Below are 24,092 nucleotides of genomic sequence, written 5' to 3'. Positions count from 1 at the left end.
TAGGGGGTCTCACCGACTTACCAAACCTAACCAAACTCCGAATACCCAAGAGTACTATCTGGCAGACACACGGCGGGTGCTAAGGTCCGTCGTGGAAAGGGAAACAGCCCTGACCTACAGCTAAGGTCCCCAAGTCATGGTTAAGTGGGAAAGCATGTGGGAATGCTTAGACAACCAGGAGGTTGGCTTAGAAGCAGCCATCCTTTAAAGATAGCGTAACAGCTCACTGGTCAAGCGTTCCTGCGGCGAAAATGTAACGGGGCTCAAACCATGCACCGAAGCTTAGGGTGTGCAGCTTTTGCTGTACGCGGTAGCGGAGCGTTCTGTAAGTCTGCGAAGGGATACCCGTGAGGGGTCCTGGAGATATCAGAAGTGCGAATGCTGACATGAGTAGCGATAAAGAGTGTGAGAGACACTCTCGCCGAAAGTCCAAGGGTTCCTGCGCAATGCTAATCAGCGCAGGGTTAGCCGGCTCCTAAGGCGAGGCCGAAAGGCGTAGTCGATGGGAATCACGTTAATATTCGTGAGCCTGCTGGGAAGTGACGGATTGCCAGAGTTGTATGTCCTTATTGGATTGGATGTGCAGTGAGGCGGTTCCAGGAAATAGCCCCAGCATATAGACCGTACCCGAAACCGACACAGGTGGACTGGTAGAGCATACCAAGGCGCTTGAGAGAACGATGCTGAAGGAACTCGGCAAATTGCACGCGTAACTTCGGGATAAGCGTGACCCGTCTGTGGGCAACCATTGGCGGGTGGCACAAAAGAGGGGGTGGCGACTGTTTATTAAAAACACAGGGCTCTGCGAAGCCGTAAGGCGACGTATAGGGTCTGACGCCTGCCCGGTGCCGGAAGGTTAAAAGGAGAGGTGCAAGCCTTGAATTGAAGCCCCGGTAAACGGCGGCCGTAACTATAACGGTCCTAAGGTAGCGAAATTCCTTGTCGGGTAAGTTCCGACCTGCACGAATGGCGTAACGACTTCCCCACTGTCTCCAGCATCGACTCAGCGAAATTGAATTCCCCGTGAAGATGCGGGGTTCCTGCGGTCAGACGGAAAGACCCCGTGCACCTTTACTATAGCTTCACGCTGGCATTCGTGTCGGCATGTGCAGAATAGGTGGTAGGCTTTGAAGTGGGAACGCCAGTTCTCATGGAGCCGCAATGTGAGATACCACCCTTATCGTCATGGATGTCTAACCGCGGCATAACAGTGTCCGGGACAGCGTGTGGTGGGTAGTTTGACTGGGGCGGTCGCCTCCCAAAGAGTAACGGAGGCGCGCGATGGTGGGCTCAGAGCGGTCGGAAATCGCTCGTTGAGTGCAATGGCATAAGCCTGCCTGACTGCGAGAGTGACAACTCGAGCAGAGACGAAAGTCGGTCATAGTGATCCGGTGGTCCCGCGTGGAAGGGCCATCGCTCAACGGATAAAAGGTACGCCGGGGATAACAGGCTGATGATGCCCAAGAGTCCTTATCGACGGCATCGTTTGGCACCTCGATGTCGGCTCATCACATCCTGGGGCTGGAGCAGGTCCCAAGGGTATGGCTGTTCGCCATTTAAAGTGGTACGTGAGCTGGGTTTAGAACGTCGTGAGACAGTTCGGTCCCTATCTGCCGTGGGTGTTGGAATATTGAGAAGAGCTGTCCCTAGTACGAGAGGACCGGGATGGACGAACCTCTGGTGGACCTGTTGTGGCGCCAGCCGCATTGCAGGGTAGCTAAGTTCGGACGGGATAACCGCTGAAAGCATCTAAGCGGGAAGCCTCCTTCAAAACTAGTATTCCCTATCAGAGCCGTGGAAGACCACCACGTTGATAGGCTGGGTGTGGAAGTGCAGCAATGCATGAAGCTTACCAGTACTAATAGCTCGATCGGCTTGATCGTTCTCATTTACCTATATCCGTAAATCCAGAGGATTTACCCAGATCATATAAAAAGACCAGTATCACGAACCAATGTGTGTTTGTTCGACTTGGTGGCTATGGCGAAGCGCCCAGAACCCGATCCCATTCCGAACTCGACCGTTAAACGCTTCTGCGCCAATGGTACTGTGTCTTAAGGCACGGGAGAGTAGGTCGCCGCCAAGTCTAACAAACACACACCTTCTCAATACAAACACGCAACAAAAAAAGCCCCTCCGTAAAACGAGGGGCTTTTTGCGTTCAAAACCACGATGACCTCACCCGCTGCCGACATAACACAACAATCAAACAACCAAACCACTCAGGCAGAGCGCTCATAGCCTGCGATCGATCCACCGGATCGATCGCTACGCTTTACGCGTACCGGCGGCGAAGTAAGGCGCGGCAGAGGCGGTCGCGAGGTCAAGTACAGGGCCGGCTGACGCCAAGGCTAGAAAGTGCAAACAGTATCCCTTCTCTGACATTCAATAAAAACGAAGTCGCAAACAATGCGAGCCGGAGTTTTGTCCCGATCCACCAGTCGGCCATAGGTCTCGTGGTCACTCACCTGACGCCAAGCGAAGCCGAAGAGAACTATTACGTCATGCTGGGCGCATCAGTCATGGCCACATAACTCAAACCAAACAGCTTCTGGCAAGCTCGGCCAGGTGCAGTCAGCTTCCTGTCCCAAAGCTGAAGAAGCTGGCGGGCAAACAGAAAACCATTGGTTGGGGCGCTTGCTGCACTGCAGCCCACCGCGTAACAATAGTCATATACGCATGGTGGTCGTAGCGTGTTTAAGCCAGCAATCATCACGTGTCTTTCTCCGGACCAGTGACTCCAAGACCCACTGGTTTGGATGTGCTGTTGGTCAAGACGAGAAACGGAGAATTTCAGATGACGACCCTCGTTACGATCCCAGGAATCATGTCTGACGGCAGGACTTGGGAGGACTTCTCTGAGGCTATCAAGACTCGCGTCGCAGCAATTCACAATGCGGACACAACACAGGATACTACTCTCGAGGCGATGGCCCGCCGCGCAATTGCGGAGACCGACGATGATCTAGTTGTAATCGCGCACTCGATGGGCGGTCGGGTTGCTATGGAAATGGGACGGCTAGCGCCGGAGCGGGTCAAGGCGATGGTGCTCGCCAGTACGGGGCATAAAAGTGCTTCCGCCGAGGAGGAGCCCGTGCGACTCGCCCGTATCGCTGAAGGCAATGCAGGCATGGCAGAGTATGCGCGCAACTGGGTGCCAAAGGTCCTTTCCAAGGCCAATACTCGGAACGAAACTCTTGTCGCATCTATACGAAAAATGGTTGAGGACTGTTCTGCCGAAGTTCATGAGCGGCAGAACCGTGCCTTGCTAGCGCGTCCCGATGCTTCGCTATACTTGGGTGAGTTCAACTTCCCGGTGCTGCTGATTACCGGCGATGAAGATCATCTTTCGACTGAAGCGTCTCACGGCGAAATTGCCAGCTTACTCAAGGATGCAGAATCTATAGTCATTGAAGGTTCGGGGCATCTGCTGCCATTCGAGCAGCCACAAGCCGTTACCAGGACGATTCTGCAGTGGCTTGACCGAAGGAACATTGCACAGTTGTAGGGTCCAGTACGCTCTCACCGTGTTCTTACGCGCCAGCAGCGCGAAAGCGCTAGAGCCGCTCCCACCCAACTCCGCCCGGCGCCAAATCATTGCCAGCAAACGCAATCTGTTCGCCGCCATAGTTGAAATAAAATCGATGAGTCGCAGTCGTCCGCACGCGAACATCACGCGGCAGATTCAGCGTTTCGATCCCCGCCCGCCGACACGCCATACCAACAATTCGGCTCAGCGCAACCCGATCGCCCCAACCGCCGACGTAAAACATCCGGCCGGAACCAACCAGCGCCGGCCAGCCATCGCTACACCGTTCAAGAGCTTCGGCGCTGCCCTCAAGCTTTTCGCGCCAGCTCATGAAATGTCCGCCCGCTTCAAGAGCCACAGGAGCGTCTGGCGGCAGCGATTCCACGTAAGCAACGCGCGTATCGAGGCCGGGAAGGGCAGGGGGCAGCGGAACCGGAATGGAAAATTCTTCGGTCTTGCACCCGGTGCGCGGCCCGGCGAGCACAACGCCTTCAAACCGCTCCAACTGGGCAGAGAGGCGCTCGGGAACCGTCATGAGGCCAGGGATAGCCACCAGCTTGTAACGTGCAATATCGGGGTCGGATGCAGGGACAATATCGATATTGAGACCCAATTGGCGCATGGCGCGATAATAGGCAAAAACCAGCGCTACGTAGTCGAAATCCTTGCCCTGTGGCTGGATCGACCAAGCCCAAGCGGAGGGATAATCGAAGATGATCGCTGCATCCGCCTTGCCAGTCTCGACCTCTGGCATGTCGGCCAGTTCCTGCGCGACTTGTGCAGCTTCAGCCAGTGCCGGTGCGGGTTCGCTGTCAGGCCGCAAAAGGCCCGCGTGCATCTGTTCCTGCGCAAAAGGCGCTTGCCGCCAGCGGAAGTAGCAGACGGCTTCTGCTCCATGGGCGAAGGCTTCCCATGCCCAGAGCCGTGCCATGCCCGGCAAAGGTGCGGGATTATAATCAGCCCAGTTTACCGGACCGGGCTGCTGTTCCATGATCCACCAGCGTCCTTTGCCAACGGCGCGATAAAGATCGTGATGAAAGGCCTGGTTGTCCGGGTCGCCCTGACGCAGATAGTGCTTCTTGTCTTCTTCGCTCGCGTCCGTGCGCGTTATCAGATGCCCGAGCGGATAAGAATCCCAAGAGGCAATGTCGAGATCGGCGCCGACATCGAAATGATCGAAATCGGTATAGCGTGACATGTAATTGTGAATGATCGGCGCGTCGGTGTGGCGCCGCAATATCTCGGTTTGCAGCCGATTAAAACTCACAACCTGATCGGATGAAAAGCGCCGGAATGCCATCTCGTGGGCGGGGTTGGCCTCGCAGACGGTCAGGTTCGGCAGATCGATCTGCTCGAAACTCTCATAGTCCATGGACCAGAACACGTTACCCCAGGCCCGGTTGAGCGCTTGGGGCGATTGATAGCGCTGCGCCAGCCAGTTGCGGAATTCAGCGCGCGCGGCGTCGGAATAGGAGATAACAGTGTCGTGGCAGCCATATTCGTTATCGGTCTGCCATGCAGCGACATGCCGATTGCGGCCGTAGCGCTCTGCCAATAGCGTCACGATACGCGCGCAGGCTTTCCGATAACCTATGTGGGAAAAACAATAATGGCGCCGCGATCCGAATTTTCGGGTGCGCCCCTCGCGATCTACGGCAAGCATGTCGGGATGCTGGTCGAGCATCCAGCGTGGCGGGGTTGCCGTTGGCGTTCCGAGCACGACTTTAAGCCCGGCCGCGCCAAGTGTTTCAATGGCACGGTCGAGCCATGCGAAATCGAGTTGTCCCGGTTGGGGCTCGAGCCGTGACCAGGCAAATTCACCGATCCGCACCCAGACCAAGCCGGTCCTGGCCATCAATGCTGCGTCTTCGGCCCATTTTTCTTCCGGCCAATGCTCAGGATAATAGCATACCCCCAACGCGCGCTTCATAGGATCACCTGATGTTCCTGCTGGCCCTTGGCAATATCGGGCGCGCAAAAGACCTGCCCGGCCAAGGGATGGGCTTCAAGCTGGGCAACGGTCATGCCTTGCTGGGCCGATGTGCAAAAAAGTGTCGTGAGATTGTCGCCGCCAAAGGCAGGGCAGGAGGAGTGTGGCGCGCCTATAGCAATTTCACGCACGAATCGGCCCGCACTGTCATACGCAGCCACCCGTCCGGCGCCCCATTGGGCAATCCAGATAACCCCGTTTGCATCGACAACGGCGCCATCGGGGTTCAGTCCTTCGCCTGACAGGTCAAGGAACACTTCAGGCTGGCCGGTCGGCGCTCCTGTATGGGGATCGAGTGCCACGCGGTTGACGATGCCGATTTCGGTATCGGCGAAATAGGCAAATTGGCGGTCGGGGGTAAAACAGATGGCATTGGTGATGGTGATGCCGGTGAAGAGCCTTTCCACTTTGCCCTTGTAATAGCGATAGATCGAACCGGCCTCGTTCTCTGCCTTCTTGCCCATTGTGCCGAGCCAAAAGCCGCCCCAAGGGTCGGCCCGTCCGTCGTTGGAGCGGGTATCTTGATTGTTGGCTTCCACATCGGCCAGATGGGAATGGGTGCCCGTTTCGATATCGAATTTAAGGAAGCCGTTTTCAGAGCCGATCAGCAAAGTACCGTGATCGACCCAGCCCGCCGCCGAAACGATGAAATCGAAATCCCAGCTCTTTTTTGCACCGCGGGCCTGGGTCAGCAGTTTCTTGTTGATGATGTCGAACCAGAACAATTGCTGGCGCAAGGGATGCCAGAGCGGCCCCTCACCGAGAAAGCAGGGGCGGTCGTCAAATACGCGCGCGTTCATTGAAACGCCTCATCAAATGCTGTGACCATTTCCGAAGCGCGGGCTGCAACCTCATTTGCCGAAAGGCCTGGTTTGTAAAGTGCGGTGCCGATGCCAAAACCTGTAGCGCCGGCCTTGTGCCACTGGGCGAAATTGCCCGCGTCCACGCCGCCAACAGCGAAAATTGCAGTGCCGGCCGGCAATACGGCCTTGAGTGCGGAAAGCCCGCCCGGCCCCATGATCGAGGCGGGGAAAATTTTCAGTCCGTCGGCTCCCGCCTTCAGCGCGGCGAAACATTCGGTGGCGGTGAAAACACCGGGAAACGATTGCAGATCGAGATCCTTGCTGCGTTTTATGACGGCGCTGTCTGCATTGGGGGAAACAATCAACTGGCCGCCTGCCGCAGCAACCTCGGCCACCTCGTCGGTCGTCAATACGGTTCCTGCCCCAATCAGCGCGTCATTGCCGAATTGCTGGGCCATGGCTGCGATGCTGGTCAGCGGCTCGGGAGAATTGAGCGGCACTTCTATCCGGGTAATCCCGGCCTTGATAAGAGCCTCGGTGACTGGCAGCGCCTCATTGGGGCTGATGCCGCGCAAGATTGCGATCAGGGGGCGGCTCATTGGGCGGTATCCTTGTAGCGTTGATAGGCGTTGCAAAGACCGGCAAGGGTTATCCTGTCGGCATCATGGATTTGCACATCGACCGAGCGATGGGCCAATGCCTTAGCATAAAGACGTGAGAGTGTGCCGTCGCCGATCAAATGAACCTTGGCAGCCTTCTGCCAATAGGTCTTGGTGCCGGAAAGTTCGATCCCCATCAAAAGACCTGAAAGCCGGGCCCGTGCGCTTTGCGGAGGAAGCCCCTTGAGAAGCCCTTCGGCACGCAGGGCAAAAAGATTTGCCGTCAGGCCGGCCGGATTATCGAGCGCCGTTTCAAGGCCGAGTGTAAAGGCTGCGTCATCCCAACCCTCTTGTGCCATGCCGTGCCGCAAGACCGATTGCTTTGACAAAAGGGCAAACAGTTCACCGGTCATTACGGTCAGAAAGCGGTTCACGATGCCGCTTTCAACGGCCACCCATTTGGTGTGGGTGCCCGGCAGGCAAAGGATGCCGTCCGTTATATCCAGGGCGGCCATAAGCCCCGCGATCTGGGTTTCCTCGCCGCGCATCACATCGGCGGGGTCCAACTGACTGAGGCCGGGAACGATTTGCACGCTTATGCGCTTGTCGCTTACCGGTGCGGCGCAAAACGTGGCATCGATCGGCGCGCAAGGCACGGCGCAATAGGGTGCTTCGATCCAGCCCTGTCTTGCTCCCACCATGCCGCAGGCCACCGCCGGCGTGGTTTTGTCATCGGCGAGCCATGGCGCCACGAGTCTCAAAAGTGCAGGCTCGAAACCCTCGCGCTCAAGCGAACCCATGCCATCAGTAGAGCCCTTGTGATCGAGCACCTGATTGTCCGGCCCCATTGCCCATACCCGCAGGTTGGTCGTGCCCCAGTCGATAGCGATCCAGGAGGGATTGATTACATGCATATCGGGTTAGCCCGTCACCACCACGCCACCATCGATCACCAGCGCCTGTCCGGTCAGCATGCGGGAGATGTTGGAAGCGAGAAACAGCACGCCACCAACTATATCTTCGGGCACGAGGTGCTCCTTGAGACACTGCTTGTCCAGATGCTTTTCCAGCGCTTGCGGATTGGCCCAGAGCTCTCTCTGACGCTCGGTCAGAACCCAGCCGGGCATCAGCGCGTTGCAGCGGATTTTGTCGGGGCCGAATTCCCGCGCCAGTGCGCGGCTCAGCCCGGTGATCCCGGCATTGGAAGATGCGTAGGCGGGGAAGCCATCCGCGCCCATCATGTAGCTGATCGAGGAAAAATTGATGATCGAGCCGCCACCGGCTTGCTTCATATAGGGAATGGCGGCTTGTGCCGAAAAGAAATAGTGCTTGAGGTTGAGCGCGACCGACCAGTCCCAGAATTGGTCGTCGACTTCTTCGGTCTTGTGGCGTTGATCGTTGGCGGCATTGTTGACCAGAACGGTTATGGGCCCATGCGCCTCTGCGCTCTGTTTGATGGCGTCTTGCAGCGCTTTGGTGTCGGTCACATCGCACTTGATAAACAGTGGGCGCAGGCCCGTTGCGTCTTCCATTTCATCGCAAAATGGGTTGGCGTCAGAACGCTGGACGAAAGCAACCTTGGCGCCCTGACGCAGAAAGCCCTCGGTGAGCGAGGCGCCAATGCCAGACCCGCCGCCGGTAATGAAGACCGATGCGCCTTCAAGGTCATGAAACTTTGCCGGTAAATCCATGTCTGTCCTCCATTTGCCGAAACGATGATCCCTCGGCCCCGTTCACGGCAAATCGCTAGTTCCAATATTTGGAACTGAGTTTTGATTTTGTCATGAACTATGCTAGCCTCATATGCCCAAGTCAACCGGGGTGCGTTTCATATGAAAGCGGTTCAGCAAAGAGAACGGACAGGGCCGGGAACGGTTGCCAAGGCATTGTCTTTGCTTGATCTGGTTGCCTCCTATGAGCGGCCCGTCCGGTTCACTGCTCTGCTCAAGGCATCGGCTTTGCCCAAGGCCACGCTGCACAGGCTTCTCCAGACGCTCACTGAGCAGAGATTGCTCGTTTATAACGAGGAAATGCAGACATACGGTTTGGGTTCGCGGCTTGTCTCGCTTGCCCATACAGCGTGGCAGCAATTCTCGCTTGCGCCATTGGCCCGGCCCTATATCGATGCGCTGGCCGAAACAATTGGCGAAACGATCCATCTGGCCCAACTCGACAATGGTCATGTCCTTTATCTCGACAAGCGCAGTGCAGGCCAGCCAATTGCAATGTATTCCCAGACCGGAAAGATCGCGCCGGCCTATTGTACCGGGGTAGGCAAGGCCATGCTGGCTTTCCTGCCGGGACCGGCCATCGATCGTGCCATCACCCAACAGTCGTTCGAGCGCTTTACCGCGGCAACGCTGGTCTCGCCCGAGGCGCTCGAAGCGGACTTACGATTGACCGCTCAACGCGGCTATGCCATCGACAATCAGGAACATGAGGAGGGCATAATCTGCATTGCAGTGCCGATCCTTGGGTCGATGGGGAGGCTTTTTGGCGCAATTTCCATTACAGGCTCGACCGCGCGTCTCGCGCTCTCCGATCTGGAGGCGCATCTGCCGACGCTGCTTGCCGCAGCAGAGCAGATCGGCAAGGATGCGCAAATCTGGCAGGCCCCATCCTGAACACCGGCAAGGACGCATATTCACTTCATGAGCCAATATCATTCTTTCGACCCGGCAGAGGGGCATGGTTTGCCCCACGATCCGGTAAAGGCGATCGTTGCGCCGCGCCCAATTGGCTGGATTTCATCGCTCGATGCGAACGGACGGGCCAATCTCGCGCCCTATAGTTTTTTCAATATTTTCGCCAGCAAACCGCCAATACTGGGCTTTTCGTCGGAAGGCTGGAAGCACAGTGTTGCCAATATCGAGGCGACCGGTGAGTTTGTCTTCAACCTTGCAACGGCTCGTCTTGCGCAGGCCATGAACCTCTCTTCGGGCGATTTTGCGCAAGGCACCGATGAGTTCGCAAAGGCGGGGCTGGAAAAAATGCCGAGCGAGAACGTGTCGGCACCGCGTGTTGCAGGGGTGGCAGCTGCAATGGAATGCAAGCTCATCGAGATAAAGCCATTGCACGATTTGGATGGCAATCCGGTCGGCAATTTCCTCGTTCTGGGGCAGGTTGTCGCCGTTCACATCGAAAAGAGCTATCTTGCCGATGGGCTTTTCGATATCGCCAAAGCGCAAACCATTGCCCGCTGTGGTTATAGAGGCGATTACGTAATTGCCGATCACATGTTCGAGATGATCCGCCCAAAGGTCTGAAACGGCCGGTTGTGAAAGGATTTGGAAACAATTTCGACGCAAATCCGCCGTTATTATTGGCGAAATTGCGCTGAGTTTCTACCACTCCAAAAAGTTTTGAGATGACACTGTCCCGCCGTTCCGCTTTGGCTCTGTTGGGTGCCGGCGCTCTTGGTGCAAGTCTGCCCGGCCCTGCCTATGCATTTTCACTGATGGACCCTTTCAACGTCGGCACCGCTATGGATAGCGGGGTGGTCAAGCTGGGCGACTCCATTCCCTATGCGGGCGGATCGCGGGGGATGCTCGATGTCTATACGCCGCAAAATCCGCGCGGCAATGCACCGGTGCTGCAGTTCATTTATGGTGGCGGTTGGAACCGGGGTGAGCGCGCCGATTATCAGTTCGTGGGAAGGGCTTTTGCTGCGCGCGGTTTCGTCACCGTGATCAACGATTATCGCCTTGTGCCGGAAGTCACCTATCCGGGCTTCCTTTACGACAGCGCGGTGGCTGCGCGGTGGATTCAGGACAACATCTCGGCTTTCGGCGGCGATCCCAATAAGCTCTATCTCGCGGGCCATTCGGCTGGCGCCTATAATGCTGTCATGCTTGGGCTCGATCCGGCCTTTTTCCGCGAAGCAGGTACGCGGCTCAAGATCCGCGGCATTGCCGGGCTTGCCGGGCCTTATGATTTTTACCCGTTCGAGTTCGATGAAGTGCGCAACGCTTTCGGTTACGCGCCCAATCCAGAAGGCACGCAGCCGGTCCGGCTCGTTTCACCGGAAGCGCCGCCGATGTTTCTTGCGACCGGCGAGAACGATCTCATCGTCAAGCCGATCAATACAAGAACGCTCTCGAGCAGGCTGCGCGACCAGAACGTGCCGGTCGATGAGCGCTATTATTCTGGCATCGGGCATATGGAAATCGTCACGTCCTTGGGTGCGATGATGCGCTGGCGCGCGCCGGTACTCGATGACATCGTCAATTTCTTTGCCAGTCTTGGTGCGCTCGACGGCTGATTTTTGTCTTCCGTTGGAAACTGTTCATCCCTTTGCTTCGTAACCTGAATAATGTCTTTTTTGTTCAGGTCCCGTTTCGGGGTGGTCATCATAATTGCAGGCGTGCTTTTAGCGGGTTTGGGACTAACGGCGCAGGCATTTTCTGCCGTGGCACTCTTTGGCACGCTGGTGCCCAAGGATGGCGGTGTCGTGCAGGATGCCGACATCGCCTATGGTCCCGATCCCCGCCAGCAGCTCGACGTCTACCGCCCGCAAGATGGCGACGACGATCTACCCGTTGTCTTTTTTGCCTATGGCGGTTCCTGGGCGGAAGGAGAAAAGGCTAATTACGAATTTGTCGGCCGGGCCTTTGCCGCGCGCGGCTATGTGACCGTTATTGCTGATTATCGCCTGGTGCCTGAACACATTTATCCCGATTTCGTGGACGATATGCGCTTGGCGCTCGAATGGGTGGGCAGCAACATCGCGACTTACGGCGGGAATCCGCAAAGGGTCGGGCTGATCGGGCATTCGGCCGGGGCCTATAATGTTGCGATGGTGCTGCTGGCTGACAGGTTCCGTCCGGCACCCGAGAGCAATCTCACGGTCAGGGCCTTTGCGGGATTGGCTGGCCCTTATGATTTTTATCCCTTCGATGTGGATGCAACGATTGATGCTTTCGGTCAGTATCCCGAGCCGGCAGAAACCCAGCCGGTTAATCATATCAGAGAAGGGTTGCCCCCAGTTCTGCTGGTGCATGGGGATCGTGACGGAACCGTCCTGCCACGCAATTCACTGGCCTTGGCGCAGGGCCTTACCGCTCAGGGCAATCATGTGGAAATCGCGCTGTATGAGCGTGTGGATCATGCGGGTGTGCTGATCGGGTTTGCGCGACCATTGCGATGGATGAACCCGGTCTATGAGGATGTCTTGAGGTTTCTGGCGCAAAACCTATAGCGCTTCAGCGTGCAAGAAATCTGTTCAGCCTTTCCAGCCCATCCGCGATTTTTTCCGGCTGCGCAGCAAAACACCAACGCAGCCAGCCCGCCCCTTCGGGGCCGAATGCGCTGCCTGGAGCCAGGCCCAGGCCGGCCTCTGCGACCAGAGCGCGCGCCAGCGCCATATCGTCGTCAAAGCCATCGATCCTGAAAAAGCCGTACATGGCGCCGCCGGTCTCCGGTACGGCGATCCGGTTGGTCGATGCAAGGCCATCAAGCAGCAGGCGTCGCGAGGCCTCAAGTCCTGCACGCAAGGCGGAAACTTCGTCTTCGCCTTCGGGCTGGGTCAGGGCGGCCAGCGCACCGTCCTGCACAAAGCCCGGCACGCAAGAGGTGTTGTATTCAACGATCTTTTCAAGCGCTGGCATAAGCTGGGCAGGCAAGGTCAGCCAGCCGATCCGCCAACCGGTCATGCGCCATGTCTTGGAAAAGGAGTTGACCACGATGAGACGGTCTTCCGGTTCGGCATGGGCAAGCATGGATGGCGCGGCTTTTGCCCCATCGAACACCAGCCGCTCGTAAACTTCATCGGAAAGCACCCAGATACCGAGCTTGCGGCAATGTTCGAGCAAGGCCTTCTGGCTTTGCGCATCGAGCGTAAATCCGGTCGGATTGTTGGGCGCATTGATGACCAGCATCTTGATGTCGGGTGTCAGTCTTGCGATCAGCGCCTCAAGGTCGAGCGTCCAGCGATCATTGGCAATTGTTAGGGGGAAGCGTTCAACCTGGGCGCCGAGAATTTTGGGTATTTCTGCGATATTGGGCCAGATGGGTGTGACGACCATTACCCTGTCAGCGGGGCTGACAACAAGCTGCGCCGCAAGCATGAGCGCGGAGACACCTGAGCCGGTCACCCCTATGCGCTCCATGTCGATCCCGGTGCCGTGCAATTGCGTGCTATAGGCGGCGATGGCCGCGCGCAGATCGGGCCGCCCAAGGTTTTGCGTATAGAAGGTTTTCTGTTCCGCCAGCGCGTTGCGGGCAGCCTCAATGATGAATTCTGGCGTCGGCAGATCGCTTTCACCGAACCAGAAGGCAGCAACATCGCTGCGCCCCATCCCGGCATTGGCGATCTCGCGGATGCGGGATGCCGCCAGGGTCGAGATCGTAGCGCGCTCGTGCGGTGGGAACATATCGGTCATCGGTTTTTAGGTTTGCGCATTCCGAACCATGTCGCTCCGGCAACGCCGATCGCCACAACGACGATGATGATCGTTGCCAGCGCGTTGACGTCGGGAGAAACACCGAGGCGGATTTTAGAAAAGATCACCATGGGCAGGGTGGACGATCCTGGCCCCGATACAAAGCTCGCGATCACAAGATCGTCGAGCGAGAGCGTAAAGGCCAGAAGCCAGCCTGAGATCAGGGCGGGGGAAATGATCGGCAGGGTGATATCGAAAAAGACTCGCAAGGGTGTGGCGCCAAGGTCCATTGCCGCCTCATCAAGCGAACGATCCATATCGATCAGCCGCGAGCGGACGACCACGGTCACATAGGCCATACAAAAGGTCGTGTGCGCCAGAACGATGGTTGTGAAGCCGCGCCCGGACGGCCAGCCGAACGTCGCTTCCATGGCAACGAATAGCAGGAGCAGCGAAAGCCCAGTGATGACTTCCGGCATGACCAGCGGAGCAGATACCATGCCGGTCAAGGCCGTCTTGCCGCGGAACCGGCCCAGCCGGGTCAGCGCCAGCCCGGCCAGCGTGCCCAGCACGGTCGCGATGGTGGCGCTGGTCGCGGCGATCTGAAGGCTCAGGATCGCTGCCGAAACGATCTGGGAATCCTGGAACAATGCCGCGTACCATTGCAATGAAAAGCCGGTCCAGACGGTTACGAGTCTGCTTTCATTGAACGAAAACACCACCAGCGAAATGATGGGCGCATAAAGGAATGCAAAGCCCAAAACCGCGATGATGGGCAGTGCCAGCCCGCGCCTCATTGGTTCTTCTCCACAACTGCATTCTGGGCAATGGAGAGGAGCATGATGGGTATGATCAGAATGATCAGCATCACGATGGCAACTGCGGAAGCCACCGGCCAGTCGCGATTGGCAAAGAATTCGTCCCAGAGCACGCGCCCGATCATCAGTGTGTCGGCTCCGCCCAAGAGCGATGGAATGACGAATTCCCCGATGGCCGGGATAAAGACCAGCATCGAGCCGGCGATGATGCCGGGCAGCGACAGCGGCAGGATGACGGTCAGGAACGTGACGAAGGGTCTGGCACCAAGATCGGCCGAGGCCTCGATCAGGCTCTGGTCGAGCTTGACCAGGGCGGTATAAAGGGGCAGCACCATGAAGGGCAGGTAGGTATAAACGATACCGACAAACACAGCCCCTTCGGTCTGGAGCATGACGAGCGGCTCATCGATGATCCCTAACCCCATCAGCGTATTGTTGATGATCCCGTTGCGCCCCAAAAAGCCCATCCAGGCATAAACGCGTAAAAGAAACGAGGTCCAGAAAGGCAGGATCACCAGCATGAGCAGCAGATTGCGGTGCTTTTCCTCGGATCGGGCGATAAACCAAGCCATGGGATAGGCAATCACCAAGGCGATTATGGTCGAGATCGCTGCGATCCTGACCGAGTTGATATAGGCATTGGCGTAAAGGCTGTCGCGCACGAGAAACAGGAAGTTTGAAAAGTGCAGCGTTATGGTCAGCGATTCATCGGCGCCCCATTCAAACATGGGCAGATAGGGCGGTCGTCCCATGGCAAAGGCGCTCAGGGCGATCTTGAAAACCACGATTAGCGGGATCAGAAAAAAGATCACCAGCCAGAGCGTCGGCGCAAGAATGATTGCCGTGCGGCCCGACAGGCCCATGCGCCTAAGCGCATTGGCGATAAAGCCCCAGATGCGACCGGGGCGGGGCTGGACGACGCCCGTGCTCATGACGTCAGCACCGCACCGGCGTCGGACGCCCAAGAAATATAGACCTTTTCGTCCCAGCTAATGGCGTCGGGGTCATAGCGGGATGAATTTGTCTGGGTCACATGTACCCGCTTGCCGCTATCGAGCAGGATGCGGAACACCGACATATCGCCTAGATAGGCAACGTCCTGCACAAAACCGTGGGTGATATTGGCATCGCCCTCGGGCCGCTCGCGCGAGAGCACCATTTTTTCGGGCCGTACCGCATACCAGAGGATCTGTTCGGGCGCGCAATCGACACCGTGGCCGACATAGATGTCGCACCCCGCTTCCTGGGAAGCGATGCGGATATGGTCGTCCTCGTCTTCGGTCACGGTGCCCTCGAACATATTGACTGAGCCCACGAACCCGGCAACGAAGCGCGAATTGGGAAATTCATAGATTTCCTGGGGTTCGCCGATCTGGGCAATCTTGCCATCGGTCATCACGCCAATGCGGGTGGCAAGGCTCATGGCCTCTTCCTGGTCGTGGGTGACGACCACAAAGGTCACGCCAAGGGTCTCCTGAATTTTGACCAACTCGTATTGGGTGTCTTCGCGCAGTTTTTTATCGAGCGCGCCCAAAGGCTCATCGAGCAGCAAAAGTTTGGGGCGCTTTGCGAGCGCGCGGGCGAGTGCCACGCGCTGGCGCTGTCCGCCCGAAAGCTGATGGGGTTTACGGGCTTTGAAATTTTCCAGACGGGTCAGTTTCAAAAGTTCGGCCACCCGGTCGGCGATTTCGCCTTTGGGCAGGCCTTCGCGCTTGAGACCATAGGCGATGTTGTTTTCCACGCTCATATGGGGGAAAAGCGCGTAGGACTGGAACATCATGTTCACCGGCCGCTCGTAGGGCGGCACATTGGCCATGTCTTGTCCGTCGATCTCGATGGTGCCCGAGGTTATGGTCTCGAACCCGGCCAGCATCCGCAACAGGGTCGATTTGCCCGAACCCGATCCACCGAGCAGGCAAAAGAGCTCGCCCTTATAGATATCGAGCGAGACGTCATCGACGGCGTAAACATCGCCAAATGTCTTTGTGACATTGGCGATACGCACAAACGGTTTGGCGTCCACGTCGCGCCAGGGGCGCGTGTCGGCGGCGATTTGCGGCTTTTTCAATGCTTTGTTCCCAAGCCCAAGCAGGTCTGGCAGGGCATCATGACAATGCCCTGCACGTGAAGTCAATTTCCGATCGTCTTGAAGAGGCCGATTACTGGCCGGTCTTGATACGGGTCCAGCTCCGCGTCATCAAGCGGTCGAATTGCGGCGACTTGGCCTTCAATGCAAACAGGTTGTCCATAACTTCCTCGGTGGGGAAGATCGCCGGGTCTGCTGCAATTTCGGGGTCCACAAACTCCATCGAGGCCGCGTTGGGATTGGCGTACCAGACATAGTTGGTGATGTCGGCGGCAATTTCAGGCTCGAGAATGAAATTGATGAAGGCGTGCGCAGCCTCGACATTGGGCGCATCGGAGGGGATCGCCATCATGTCGAACCACAGGCTCGCGCCTTCGTCCGGGATGATATAGGCCACTTCCACGCCCCGATCGGCTTCGGCTGCCCGGTCGGCAGCGATAAAGACGTCGCCCGAATAGCCGACGGCAAGGCAGATATCGCCATTGGCAAGATCGGTGATGTATTGGGACGAGTGGAAATAGCGGATATAGGGGCGGATCTGGCCGATCAGTTCTTCTGCCGCGTCGAGATCGTCCTGGGCTTCGGAATTGGGGTCGCGGCCAAGATAGTTGAGCGCTGCGGCGACCATCTCCACCGGCGCGTCGAGCACGGCAATGCCGCAATCTGTCAGTTGGGCCGCGATTTCGGGATCAAACAGCAGATCCCAGCTTTCGAGCGGGCCGTCTTCGCCCAGCCGTTCGGTGATCGCGCCGACATTGTAGCCGAGCCCGGTGGTGCCCCACATATAGGTCACGGCATATTCATTGCCCGGATCGTGCTCGGCAACGATTTCGTTGATTTCGGGATCGAGATTGGAAAGGTTGGGCAAAAGCGACTTGTTGAGCGGCTGGAACAATCCCACCTCGATCTGGCGCTCAAGGAAAAAGCCCGAGGGAACAACAACGTCATAGCCGGAATTGCCGGCAAGCAGCTTGGCTTCGACGATTTCATTGGAATCGAATACGTCGTAATTGACGCGAATGCCGGTTTCTGCCTCGAATTTGGCGATGGTGTCTTCGGCGATATAGTCGGACCAGTTGTAAACGTTGACAACCTGATCCTGTGCGAGAGCCGTGCCGGAAACCAGCGTGGCAGCGAGAGCAAGCATGATGGGCTTGGCCATGATGGAGGGGTCCTTTCTCCAGACAGATGTGAAAAAAAGGTGTTGGCGATTTTCCGCGCGATTCTTCGGAAGTGTCGCTTGAATCGCTTGGCACTCCCTTCGCCGCTTCACCAATCGAGTACGGGGAACCCCGCGCACGAACCCGACCGCTAGGCATAAAAAGGTCGATTTCCGCATTACAGCCAACGCGTGACAGTGAAAAGAAAAAACTGCTGCAAGCCCACCTGTTCGCGCAGTTTTTTTGTCATTGTCGTACCGCATCAACACTGGGCGATTCAGGGCTTGACCGATCCATAGCTTATTGGCTATGAGTTAATTCATAGTCATTTGGGTATGGATTGAGATGCGGCAGATGCAGGATATGCTTTTCAGGGCACTGGCCGACCCGACCCGGCGCGCGATTTTTGAAAATCTCTGCAGGGAGGGCGAAAAGACTGTCGGCATGTTGACGACGAAAGCGGGCGTGTCCCAGCCTGTCGTTTCAAAGCATCTCGGCATTCTCAAGCAGGCCGGGCTTGTCGCCGACCGGCGCGACGGTCGGCAGACTCATTACAGCGCGCAATTTCAGGCACTGGCTCCGCTTGTCGACTGGACCAGCGAAATGACGGCATTCTGGGAGAGCCGGTTCGACGCTTTGGAAGATTTGTTGAAAAGGATGGACCAATGAACGCACCGTTTAATGAAACACGCACCGTCACAATCGAGCGGGAATTTCCCTATCCGCCCGAAAAACTCTGGCGCGCTCTGACCCAGCCGCATCTTATTTCCGAGTGGCTCATGAACACCGATTTCAAACCCGAGCTTGGGCACCGGTTTTTTCTCAAGGGCGATTGGGGCGGGGTAACGTGTCAGGTGCTTGAGATCGAGCAGCAACGGAGCCTTTCCTACACTTGGAACCACGAGCATGCGGACCCGGCTTTTGCACTGGAAAGCGTCGTGACCTTTACCCTGACGCAAACTGGCCAGGGCACACATCTGCGCATGGAGCAGGTGGGTTTCCGTCCCGAACAAAAGCAGGCTTTTGGCGGCGCACAGCATGGTTGGAAGCTGCATTTCGACAATCTCGAGAAGGTGCTCGAGCGGCTGGACTAACCGTGGGTAGTGGAGTTTCAAGCATGAATGCAGGCACCGTTTTGCGCCGGGCGCATCGTTTTGTTGCTGTTGTTTTCACCTTGACTGTTATCGCAAATTTCGTTGCGATGGCCTTTGGAGAGCCGCCGGCGCTGGTGGTCTATTCGCCACTTTTGCCGCTGTTTTTGTTGCTGTTTACCGGGCTATATCTGTTCGTGCAGCCCTATGTCACAAGGTGGCGCGGCGGTCGCAATCTACGCGCGACGGAGTAGGAGATGGCTGGGAAATCATCAACGGAGCCGGTGCTGCTTTCGGGCGGCAACCCGCAGATCGCAAAGGGCTATGGCGATGGGCCGGTCAAGGCCTATATTGCGGCCATGCCGGGCTGGAAAAGCGCGGTGGGTCATAAACTTGATACCATCATCGAAAAGACGGTGCCGGGCGTCAAAAAGGCGGTCAAATGGAACTCGCCCTTTTACGGGATTGCAGAGGATAGCTGGTTTTTGAGCTATCACTGTTTCACCCGCTACATAAAAGTCACCTTCTTCCAAGGCGCTTTGCTCAAGCCTGTACCAAGGGAAAAATCCAAATATGAGGCGATCCGGTATTTTCATATCCATGAGGATGACACGCTTGACGAGGCGCAGTTCGCCGATTGGGTCAGACAGGCCAGTCAATTGCCCGGCGAGCGGATGTAGGCCATGACGCCATCCCAGCAGATCGATGCCTTGATCGATGGACTTGGCGATTGGCGTGGAGACGCGTTGGCCAGATTGCGCAAGGCCATTTTGGCGGCCGACGCCGAAATCACCGAAGAGTGGAAGTGGATGGGCAGTCCCGTCTGGTGCTGTGCGGGAAACCTCGTGGTCGGCAACGCCCATAAGGACAAGGTCAAGCTCACCTTTTCCCAGGGCGCAAGCCTTGCCGATCCGGCTGGGCTGTTCAATAACGGGTTCGGCGGCAAGGTCTGGCGTGCGATCGATCTTCATCAAGGCGACAGCCTCGATGAGGCCGCCCTGACCGCGCTGGTCCGCCGCGCGGTGGCTTTTAACCGCGAGAAGGCTGCGGCCAAGGCAAAAAAGAGCGCGAGACCAAAGACGAGTACCGATACCTGAACAGTCTCAGGGCCGGATTTTGCCTGTAGCATATTCCCGGAACGCGGCGACAAACCCGTCGAAAACGGCGCGCACACGCGGCACGCGCGCAAGATTTTCATGGGTCACAATCCAGGTATCGAGCAGGCCGATCTCCAGTTCGGGAAGAACACGCACCAGCAGGGGATCGCGTTCTCCCAGCGGCACTTGTGTCGCTGCAATGCCTAACCCCGCGCGCGCGGCGGCAATATGGGCAGGATGGCTATCGGTACGCAAGACGAATTTCTCGCGTGCGAAGCCGCTTCCCAGCCTTTCCGCATAGGCGAGATCGGGCCGACTTTTGTCGGGCCCGATCACATCGTGATTGACGAGATCCTCAAGATCGATGGGGCGGCCTTTGCGCGCGATATAGTCAGGGGCAGCGAAAAATCCCAAGGGGATTGATGCCACCTTTCGGGCAACCAGAGCTTCTTGCTTCGGGGTTACGGTTCTGACCGCCAGATCGACCTCCTGGGCCAGCAGGTCCGCCGGCAGATTGCTCAGCGCCATCTCGATGCGGATTGCGGGGTGGTCGCGGCGCAGCTTTGCAAGCATATGCGGGATGATTTCAACGCCCATGAGTTCGGGCACGCTGATCCGCACCGTTCCGGCGATTTCCCCGCTCGGGGCCGAGGCCTGCCGGATAAAAAGGTCGGACGCCATGGCCATCGCGCGGGCCGGGTCGCGCAGGGAGTGTCCTGTCTCGGTGGGTTTCAGCCCGTTGACGGACCGGGTAAACAGCACGGTACCCAGCCGCTCCTCAAGCATTTCGAGGCGGGTGCGCACCGTCGGGTGCGAGAGACCGAGCCTGCGCGCCGCCGCCGAGAGGCTTCCCTCTTCAAGCACGGCCAGAAAGATGCGCTGATCGTCCCACGAAATGTCCTTGCTCATAAAATTATTACTAGCTTCTGACAGATTATTTGCAATTCCTTTTTAAGCGCGCGGAGGCCAGATTTGCCTCATCGAAATTGTTTCACGATGAGGAGTATCGGTAATGGAAGCGACAAGGACGGCACTGGTGCTCGGCGCCACCGGCGGTGTCGGCGGTAGCATAGCTAGGGCTTTGGTCGGTAGGGGCTGGCATGTGCGTGGCTTGGCACGCGATGTGACTGCCGCCCGGCGCAAAGGCATTGCGCAGATCGAGTGGGTGGCTGGCGATGCCCTGAAGCGCGCCGATGTCATTTCGGCAGCGCACGGGGCTTCAGTCATCGTCCATGGGGTCAACCCGCCCAAATACAAAAACTGGGACAAGCTGGTTCTGCCCATGATCGACAACACGATCGCAGCGGCGCGCGCTGCTGGTGGCGCGCGGGTCGTCTTGCCGGGCACGATCTATAATTACGATGTTGCAAAGACCCCGGTGATTAGCGCGGATACGCCCCAGCAGGCCAAAAGCCGCAAGGGTAAAATCCGTGTTGCGCTGGAACAGCGCCTCGAACAGGCGGCGCCGGATGTGCCCGCGCTGATCGTGCGGGCAGGAGATTTCTTCGGCCCTGGCGTTGGGTCGAGCTGGTTTGCCCAAGGCATGGTTACGCCGGGCAAGCCTCTGACCCGCATCATCAATCCGGCGCGGGGCGGCGGCCATAGCTGGGCTTACCTGCCCGATCTGACTGAGGCTATTGCCCGCTTGCTTGAAGCGCCCGATCGTTTGCAGCCGTTCGAACGGCTCGGTTTTGAAGGGTTTTATGATGAAAGCGGCACAGCCTTGATTGATGCCATCGGTCGGGTGGTGGGGAGAAAATTGCCGGTCTATCGCTTCCCCTGGTGGTTGATGACCCTTATGGCGCCCTTTGGCGGTTTTCCGCGCGAGGTGGCCGAAATTGCCCCGGTATGGCGATATCCGGGGCGTTTCGACAATGGCCGGCTGGAAAAGCTGATTGGTTCGGAGCCACGCACTCCGCTCGACGACGCGATCCGCGACAGCCTCATCGATATGGGATGCCTCAAGGCCACGTCCATGCCCGGATCCTTGATGATCGGCAGCCGTGAAGAAGCTGGTGCATCCTCATCCGGACACGCTACCACCTGAAACAAAAATGCCCCTTGCCGGTGATGGCAGGGGGCATTGAAAAATCGTGAACCAAATGGGTCTTATTCGGCTTCGTCGGCGGGCTTTGCGTTGAGCAGGCCGTATTGTTGGTCGCCGAGCTTGCTGAGGAGATCGAGTTCGGTTTCGAGAAAATCGATATGACCTTCTTCGTCGGCCAGAAGCTCTTCAAACAGCTTCATGGTGACATAATCGCCAAGCTCGTTGCAGATTTCGCGAGACTTCTTGTAATTTTCGCGCGCGTCGTACTCACCGGCGAGATCGGCTTCGAGCACTTCCTTGATGGTCTGACCGATGCGCAGGGGTGCAACACGCTGCAGGTTAGGGTGGCCTTCAAGGAAAATTATCCGCTCGATCAACTTGTCGGCGTGCTGCATTTCCTCGATCGATTCCGCACGCTCTTTGGCAGCCAGGCGCTTATAGCCCCAGTCGTCGAGCAGGCGGAAATGTACCCAATATTGGTTGACCGCGCCAAGCTCAAGGAAAAGAGCCTCGTTAAGCCGCTCGATGATTTTTGTGTCGCCCTTCATTATCGCCTCCTTTGCGCGTGGACTTGCGCAGTGCCTTTACCCTTACTCTAACGTCAATAAGGTTTTCAGCGTTCCCGGCAAGCCTGAGGTGATAATTCTCTGTGACCTTTTGGATAATGTCCACAAGGTTTGGCACGCAGCCCGCACATTGTCCGCGTTTTCCCAACTCGCGATAGATGCGTGCGGGAACAACAAGCTGCCAAGGGTCCTCATCGAGGATCGAAAGGACGATATCCTCAATATCCCTGGTTGAGATCATGTTGCATTGGCAAACAAGCATACGCGGCAAAACTCATGCTGTGCGGCGAAAAACTGCCTCATACATACGCATGATAATGTGATTGTCAATGTCAGGTTTGTCGCAGTCGGCGCCGCAATGCCTATTTGGGGTCGGCGTCCTCGTCCGGCTTTTCCGCCGTCTCGTTCTTGTTCCAGGCGATGAAGAATATGTAGATGCCGTAAGCGGCCATGCCGCCAAAGATCAGCGCCCAGCCGAAATCGCCGCGGGAAATATCCCAGAGCGCAATGGCGGCGCAAATGGCCACGATCAAGACCCGCCGCCAAAGCGGTTGCAGCCAGGGATGATTAATGTCGTTGCTCACGTATCGTAATCTCCTTGCGGTCCCGCGCTTTTGCCACGGGGCGGGGCAGGGCGCAAGGGCGGGGGTCAATGGGTGGCAAGCAGCGCTTCAAGATCGATCGCGCGACGGGCCGTATGGTCCAGTGTGCAGCTTGCGCCGGCGATCGAGCGCATCGAGCCCTCCCCCCAGACGCTATACTGGAAGGCGCAATCGGCATCGCGGAAGGCCATCCAAGCTCTTTGGGCCTTGCGCAGGCCGTCGGCTGGTTCGGGATCGTTGGTGGCCAGCAAATCCTGATAATGGCTATTGAGCAGCCCATCCCACCATGCGGTTTCGCGCGCAAGGCAATCGACAATCCCGATAGTGGAGGCGCCTCCGGGCTGTTCCTGGCAGATATTGGAGGCCACCCCGATGCAGTCGGCAAGGCTGCGGGGCATGTCCTCGGGCACCGCCTGACCGGCGTCGTTCAGCGCTTGGGTCTGGCTTTCGACAAGCCTTGCGTGATTGGTGCATTGTTCCATGGCCTGCCGGTCAGCGGATGAAAATCCGGTCACGTCCTGATCCGCTTGCTGCGCGATGGCAGGGCTGGCGAGCATGGCTATTATAAGCGCTGAAACGACTTTCTTGTGCATGGCAGGGGCTTCCATTGTGTCAATGCGGCGTGATCCGGCTGACCAGCCAGCGTGCTTCAGAAAAATATTCGCGGTGCAGCAGAAAGAAAATCGTTATCGCTGTAACGATTATCGCGGCCCAGGATGAAACAAACCACGCCACCATGGGAATGGCAAAATAATAGGCCCTGATGCCGGCATTGAAGCTCTGGGCGGCCATAGCGTTGATGCGGGCGATGGTGCGGATTTCTTCTGGCGGGGTGGTGATCGTATGGTCGGATGCGCCGATTAGGATGCAGAAATGATTGAACTGGCGCAGCGACAGCGTGAAGCTGAGAAAGGCGGAAACGAAAAGCACCAACATGGCGACGTTGTGTATCTGGAAGTCAGTCTCGGAATAGGTTTCGCCAAAGGCGATCGCGGATAGGGCGGGCGCAAAATTCGGCAATTGCCCGATCACGGTAAAGAGCGCCAGGATTAAAAGCGCGGTGGTGGAGGCGAAAAATGAGACCGAACTCATGATATTGCCCGAAAGAATTGCATCCATAGGGCTTTCGCGGTGGCAGGCCTGGGTTACCCAATTGAAACGCTGCTCGTTCATCAGCGCGGAAAGCGACGGTCTGCTCCGGTCCAGAATCGAGGCGGCCAGGCTGTACCCGAACAGGGCGAGAAGAGGCAGCAGGGAAGCAAAGAGGGCAAAAAGGTTCATCGCATCTTGTCTTGCAGTGATTTGCGCTAATGGCCGATTTTGG

Annotated in this window: 27 protein-coding genes and 2 rRNA genes (1 of these 29 running past the window's edge); 13 read left to right on the top strand and 16 right to left on the bottom strand. The window is 57.4% G+C overall.

Features of this window, described 5'->3' with window-relative positions; genetic code table 11:
- The 3 genes from EO133_RS07030 to EO133_RS07020 form a co-directional block, all read left to right on the top strand.
- Positions 1–1,883: ribosomal RNA gene (locus EO133_RS07030) — 23S ribosomal RNA — on the top strand; it begins 851 nt to the left of the window's first position.
- Positions 1,884–1,970: 87 nt separating this feature from the next.
- A 5S ribosomal RNA gene (gene rrf / locus EO133_RS07025) occupies positions 1,971–2,086 on the top strand.
- Between the two features lie 711 nt (positions 2,087–2,797).
- On the top strand, positions 2,798–3,508 hold the full coding sequence (locus EO133_RS07020) for an alpha/beta fold hydrolase (RefSeq protein WP_127071944.1): 711 nt from the start codon (positions 2,798–2,800) through the stop codon (positions 3,506–3,508).
- A 49-nt stretch (positions 3,509–3,557) separates the two neighbouring features.
- On the opposite strand, the gene EO133_RS07015 is transcribed toward EO133_RS07020, so the two are convergent.
- Genes EO133_RS07015 through EO133_RS06995 form a run of 5 tightly spaced genes read right to left on the bottom strand, consistent with a single transcriptional unit; the run spans position 3,558 to position 8,612 of the window.
- Entirely contained in the window at positions 3,558–5,459 is a 1,902-nt protein-coding gene (locus tag EO133_RS07015) for a beta-galactosidase (protein ID WP_127071943.1), read from the bottom strand.
- The gene (locus EO133_RS07010) at positions 5,456–6,319 is read right to left on the bottom strand and encodes an SMP-30/gluconolactonase/LRE family protein (RefSeq protein ID WP_127071942.1); all 864 of its coding nucleotides are present in this window, start codon (positions 6,317–6,319) and stop codon (positions 5,456–5,458) included. The genes EO133_RS07015 and EO133_RS07010 overlap by 4 nt, the downstream gene beginning before the upstream one ends.
- Positions 6,316–6,921: a 2-dehydro-3-deoxy-6-phosphogalactonate aldolase gene (locus EO133_RS07005; protein WP_127071941.1), complete on the bottom strand. Its 606-nt coding sequence runs from the start codon at positions 6,919–6,921 to the stop codon at positions 6,316–6,318. Before EO133_RS07005 ends, EO133_RS07010 begins: the two co-directional genes overlap by 4 nt.
- A complete protein-coding gene (locus EO133_RS07000; RefSeq protein WP_127071940.1) occupies positions 6,918–7,835 on the bottom strand; it encodes a 2-dehydro-3-deoxygalactonokinase in 918 nt (305 codons plus the stop codon). The genes EO133_RS07005 and EO133_RS07000 overlap by 4 nt, the downstream gene beginning before the upstream one ends.
- Before the next feature lie 6 nt (positions 7,836–7,841).
- A complete protein-coding gene (locus EO133_RS06995) occupies positions 7,842–8,612 on the bottom strand; it encodes an SDR family NAD(P)-dependent oxidoreductase (protein WP_127071939.1) in 771 nt (256 codons plus the stop codon).
- A gap of 141 nt (positions 8,613–8,753) precedes the next feature.
- Between EO133_RS06995 and EO133_RS06990 the strand changes: the two genes are divergently transcribed.
- From EO133_RS06990 to EO133_RS06975, 4 genes are all read left to right on the top strand, one after another.
- The gene (locus EO133_RS06990) at positions 8,754–9,545 is read left to right on the top strand and encodes an IclR family transcriptional regulator (RefSeq protein ID WP_127071938.1); all 792 of its coding nucleotides are present in this window, start codon (positions 8,754–8,756) and stop codon (positions 9,543–9,545) included.
- A 27-nt stretch (positions 9,546–9,572) separates the two neighbouring features.
- On the top strand, positions 9,573–10,187 hold the full coding sequence (locus tag EO133_RS06985) for a flavin reductase family protein (RefSeq protein WP_127071937.1): 615 nt from the start codon (positions 9,573–9,575) through the stop codon (positions 10,185–10,187).
- A 101-nt stretch (positions 10,188–10,288) separates the two neighbouring features.
- On the top strand, positions 10,289–11,182 hold the full coding sequence (locus tag EO133_RS06980; RefSeq protein ID WP_244640853.1) for an alpha/beta hydrolase: 894 nt from the start codon (positions 10,289–10,291) through the stop codon (positions 11,180–11,182).
- A gap of 51 nt (positions 11,183–11,233) precedes the next feature.
- Positions 11,234–12,118, top strand: a complete 885-nt coding sequence (locus tag EO133_RS06975) for an alpha/beta hydrolase (RefSeq protein ID WP_127071936.1) — start codon at positions 11,234–11,236, stop codon at positions 12,116–12,118.
- A 4-nt stretch (positions 12,119–12,122) separates the two neighbouring features.
- Here EO133_RS06975 and EO133_RS06970 read toward each other — a convergent pair whose 3' ends face one another.
- The 5 genes from EO133_RS06970 to EO133_RS06950 form a co-directional block, all read right to left on the bottom strand.
- Positions 12,123–13,301 carry a pyridoxal phosphate-dependent aminotransferase gene (locus EO133_RS06970; RefSeq protein ID WP_127071935.1) on the bottom strand — a complete coding sequence of 393 codons (1,179 nt, stop codon included), beginning with the start codon at positions 13,299–13,301 and terminating at the stop codon, positions 12,123–12,125.
- Positions 13,298–14,098 (bottom strand): ABC transporter permease subunit, encoded by an 801-nt coding sequence (locus EO133_RS06965; protein ID WP_127071934.1) that lies wholly within the window; start codon positions 14,096–14,098, stop codon positions 13,298–13,300. Before EO133_RS06965 ends, EO133_RS06970 begins: the two co-directional genes overlap by 4 nt.
- Positions 14,095–15,051, bottom strand: a complete 957-nt coding sequence (locus EO133_RS06960; RefSeq protein WP_127071933.1) for an ABC transporter permease subunit — start codon at positions 15,049–15,051, stop codon at positions 14,095–14,097. Before EO133_RS06960 ends, EO133_RS06965 begins: the two co-directional genes overlap by 4 nt.
- Entirely contained in the window at positions 15,048–16,187 is a 1,140-nt protein-coding gene (locus EO133_RS06955) for an ABC transporter ATP-binding protein (RefSeq protein WP_127071932.1), read from the bottom strand. Before EO133_RS06955 ends, EO133_RS06960 begins: the two co-directional genes overlap by 4 nt.
- Before the next feature lie 91 nt (positions 16,188–16,278).
- A complete protein-coding gene (locus tag EO133_RS06950; RefSeq protein ID WP_127071931.1) occupies positions 16,279–17,367 on the bottom strand; it encodes a polyamine ABC transporter substrate-binding protein in 1,089 nt (362 codons plus the stop codon).
- 343 nt (positions 17,368–17,710) lie between these two features.
- Between EO133_RS06950 and EO133_RS06945 the strand changes: the two genes are divergently transcribed.
- Genes EO133_RS06945 through EO133_RS06925 form a run of 5 tightly spaced genes read left to right on the top strand, consistent with a single transcriptional unit; the run spans position 17,711 to position 19,553 of the window.
- Positions 17,711–18,034, top strand: coding sequence for an ArsR/SmtB family transcription factor (locus EO133_RS06945; protein WP_127071930.1), 324 nt, complete (start codon positions 17,711–17,713; stop codon positions 18,032–18,034).
- Positions 18,031–18,459 (top strand): SRPBCC family protein, encoded by a 429-nt coding sequence (locus tag EO133_RS06940; RefSeq protein WP_127071929.1) that lies wholly within the window; start codon positions 18,031–18,033, stop codon positions 18,457–18,459. Before EO133_RS06945 ends, EO133_RS06940 begins: the two co-directional genes overlap by 4 nt.
- 23 nt (positions 18,460–18,482) lie before the next feature.
- The gene (locus tag EO133_RS06935; protein WP_127071928.1) at positions 18,483–18,710 is read left to right on the top strand and encodes a hypothetical protein; all 228 of its coding nucleotides are present in this window, start codon (positions 18,483–18,485) and stop codon (positions 18,708–18,710) included.
- A gap of 3 nt (positions 18,711–18,713) precedes the next feature.
- Positions 18,714–19,136, top strand: a complete 423-nt coding sequence (locus EO133_RS06930; RefSeq protein ID WP_127071927.1) for a DUF1801 domain-containing protein — start codon at positions 18,714–18,716, stop codon at positions 19,134–19,136.
- Positions 19,137–19,139: 3 nt separating this feature from the next.
- A complete protein-coding gene (locus EO133_RS06925; RefSeq protein ID WP_127071926.1) occupies positions 19,140–19,553 on the top strand; it encodes a DUF1801 domain-containing protein in 414 nt (137 codons plus the stop codon).
- 6 nt (positions 19,554–19,559) lie between these two features.
- Here the strand turns inward: EO133_RS06925 and EO133_RS06920 are convergent, their stop codons facing one another.
- Positions 19,560–20,462: a LysR family transcriptional regulator gene (locus EO133_RS06920; RefSeq protein WP_127071925.1), complete on the bottom strand. Its 903-nt coding sequence runs from the start codon at positions 20,460–20,462 to the stop codon at positions 19,560–19,562.
- Between the two features lie 103 nt (positions 20,463–20,565).
- On the opposite strand from EO133_RS06920, the gene EO133_RS06915 reads away from it, so the two are divergent.
- Entirely contained in the window at positions 20,566–21,600 is a 1,035-nt protein-coding gene (locus EO133_RS06915; protein WP_127071924.1) for an NAD(P)H-binding protein, read from the top strand.
- Positions 21,601–21,662: 62 nt separating this feature from the next.
- On the opposite strand, the gene bfr is transcribed toward EO133_RS06915, so the two are convergent.
- The 5 genes from bfr to EO133_RS06890 form a co-directional block, all read right to left on the bottom strand.
- Positions 21,663–22,148, bottom strand: coding sequence for a bacterioferritin (bfr, locus tag EO133_RS06910; RefSeq protein WP_127071923.1), 486 nt, complete (start codon positions 22,146–22,148; stop codon positions 21,663–21,665).
- The gene (locus EO133_RS20895; RefSeq protein WP_127071922.1) at positions 22,114–22,428 is read right to left on the bottom strand and encodes a (2Fe-2S)-binding protein; all 315 of its coding nucleotides are present in this window, start codon (positions 22,426–22,428) and stop codon (positions 22,114–22,116) included. The genes bfr and EO133_RS20895 overlap by 35 nt, the downstream gene beginning before the upstream one ends.
- A 100-nt stretch (positions 22,429–22,528) precedes the next feature.
- Entirely contained in the window at positions 22,529–22,750 is a 222-nt protein-coding gene (locus tag EO133_RS06900) for a DUF3329 domain-containing protein (RefSeq protein ID WP_127071921.1), read from the bottom strand.
- Positions 22,751–22,815: 65 nt separating this feature from the next.
- Entirely contained in the window at positions 22,816–23,361 is a 546-nt protein-coding gene (locus tag EO133_RS06895; RefSeq protein ID WP_206513473.1) for a lysozyme inhibitor LprI family protein, read from the bottom strand.
- A gap of 19 nt (positions 23,362–23,380) precedes the next feature.
- Positions 23,381–24,049 carry a DUF599 domain-containing protein gene (locus tag EO133_RS06890; protein WP_127071920.1) on the bottom strand — a complete coding sequence of 223 codons (669 nt, stop codon included), beginning with the start codon at positions 24,047–24,049 and terminating at the stop codon, positions 23,381–23,383.
- Positions 24,050–24,092 lie beyond the last annotated feature (43 nt).

Source organism: Pelagibacterium lentulum, from assembly GCF_003992625.1.
Taxonomy (GTDB): Bacteria; Pseudomonadota; Alphaproteobacteria; order Rhizobiales; family Devosiaceae; genus Pelagibacterium; species Pelagibacterium lentulum.
Note: the sequence above shows the minus strand (reverse complement) of the source record. Positions and strands in the feature narration are given on the sequence as shown.

Excerpts from the sequence above, each read along its gene's own strand:
- EO133_RS06975 (WP_127071936.1), top strand. The coding sequence starts at position 11,234 with ATGTCTTTTTTGTTCAGGTCCCGTTTCGGGGTGGTCATCATAATTGCA.
- EO133_RS06895 (WP_206513473.1), bottom strand. The coding sequence starts at position 23,361 with ATGCACAAGAAAGTCGTTTCAGCGCTTATAATAGCCATGCTCGCCAGC.
- EO133_RS06930 (WP_127071927.1), top strand. The coding sequence starts at position 18,714 with ATGGCTGGGAAATCATCAACGGAGCCGGTGCTGCTTTCGGGCGGCAAC.
- EO133_RS06920 (WP_127071925.1), bottom strand. The coding sequence starts at position 20,462 with ATGAGCAAGGACATTTCGTGGGACGATCAGCGCATCTTTCTGGCCGTG.
- EO133_RS07010 (WP_127071942.1), bottom strand. The coding sequence starts at position 6,319 with ATGAACGCGCGCGTATTTGACGACCGCCCCTGCTTTCTCGGTGAGGGG.
- EO133_RS06940 (WP_127071929.1), top strand. The coding sequence starts at position 18,031 with ATGAACGCACCGTTTAATGAAACACGCACCGTCACAATCGAGCGGGAA.
- EO133_RS06945 (WP_127071930.1), top strand. The coding sequence starts at position 17,711 with ATGCGGCAGATGCAGGATATGCTTTTCAGGGCACTGGCCGACCCGACC.
- bfr (WP_127071923.1), bottom strand. The coding sequence starts at position 22,148 with ATGAAGGGCGACACAAAAATCATCGAGCGGCTTAACGAGGCTCTTTTC.
- EO133_RS06965 (WP_127071934.1), bottom strand. The coding sequence starts at position 14,098 with ATGAGGCGCGGGCTGGCACTGCCCATCATCGCGGTTTTGGGCTTTGCA.
- EO133_RS20895 (WP_127071922.1), bottom strand. The coding sequence starts at position 22,428 with ATGCTTGTTTGCCAATGCAACATGATCTCAACCAGGGATATTGAGGAT.
- EO133_RS06980 (WP_244640853.1), top strand. The coding sequence starts at position 10,289 with ATGACACTGTCCCGCCGTTCCGCTTTGGCTCTGTTGGGTGCCGGCGCT.
- EO133_RS06950 (WP_127071931.1), bottom strand. The coding sequence starts at position 17,367 with ATGGCCAAGCCCATCATGCTTGCTCTCGCTGCCACGCTGGTTTCCGGC.
- EO133_RS06890 (WP_127071920.1), bottom strand. The coding sequence starts at position 24,049 with ATGAACCTTTTTGCCCTCTTTGCTTCCCTGCTGCCTCTTCTCGCCCTG.
- EO133_RS07020 (WP_127071944.1), top strand. The coding sequence starts at position 2,798 with ATGACGACCCTCGTTACGATCCCAGGAATCATGTCTGACGGCAGGACT.
- EO133_RS06990 (WP_127071938.1), top strand. The coding sequence starts at position 8,754 with ATGAAAGCGGTTCAGCAAAGAGAACGGACAGGGCCGGGAACGGTTGCC.
- EO133_RS06995 (WP_127071939.1), bottom strand. The coding sequence starts at position 8,612 with ATGGATTTACCGGCAAAGTTTCATGACCTTGAAGGCGCATCGGTCTTC.
- EO133_RS06985 (WP_127071937.1), top strand. The coding sequence starts at position 9,573 with ATGAGCCAATATCATTCTTTCGACCCGGCAGAGGGGCATGGTTTGCCC.
- EO133_RS07005 (WP_127071941.1), bottom strand. The coding sequence starts at position 6,921 with ATGAGCCGCCCCCTGATCGCAATCTTGCGCGGCATCAGCCCCAATGAG.
- EO133_RS07000 (WP_127071940.1), bottom strand. The coding sequence starts at position 7,835 with ATGCATGTAATCAATCCCTCCTGGATCGCTATCGACTGGGGCACGACC.
- EO133_RS06915 (WP_127071924.1), top strand. The coding sequence starts at position 20,566 with ATGGAAGCGACAAGGACGGCACTGGTGCTCGGCGCCACCGGCGGTGTC.
- EO133_RS06925 (WP_127071926.1), top strand. The coding sequence starts at position 19,140 with ATGACGCCATCCCAGCAGATCGATGCCTTGATCGATGGACTTGGCGAT.
- EO133_RS07015 (WP_127071943.1), bottom strand. The coding sequence starts at position 5,459 with ATGAAGCGCGCGTTGGGGGTATGCTATTATCCTGAGCATTGGCCGGAA.
- EO133_RS06935 (WP_127071928.1), top strand. The coding sequence starts at position 18,483 with ATGAATGCAGGCACCGTTTTGCGCCGGGCGCATCGTTTTGTTGCTGTT.
- EO133_RS06960 (WP_127071933.1), bottom strand. The coding sequence starts at position 15,051 with ATGAGCACGGGCGTCGTCCAGCCCCGCCCCGGTCGCATCTGGGGCTTT.
- EO133_RS06970 (WP_127071935.1), bottom strand. The coding sequence starts at position 13,301 with ATGACCGATATGTTCCCACCGCACGAGCGCGCTACGATCTCGACCCTG.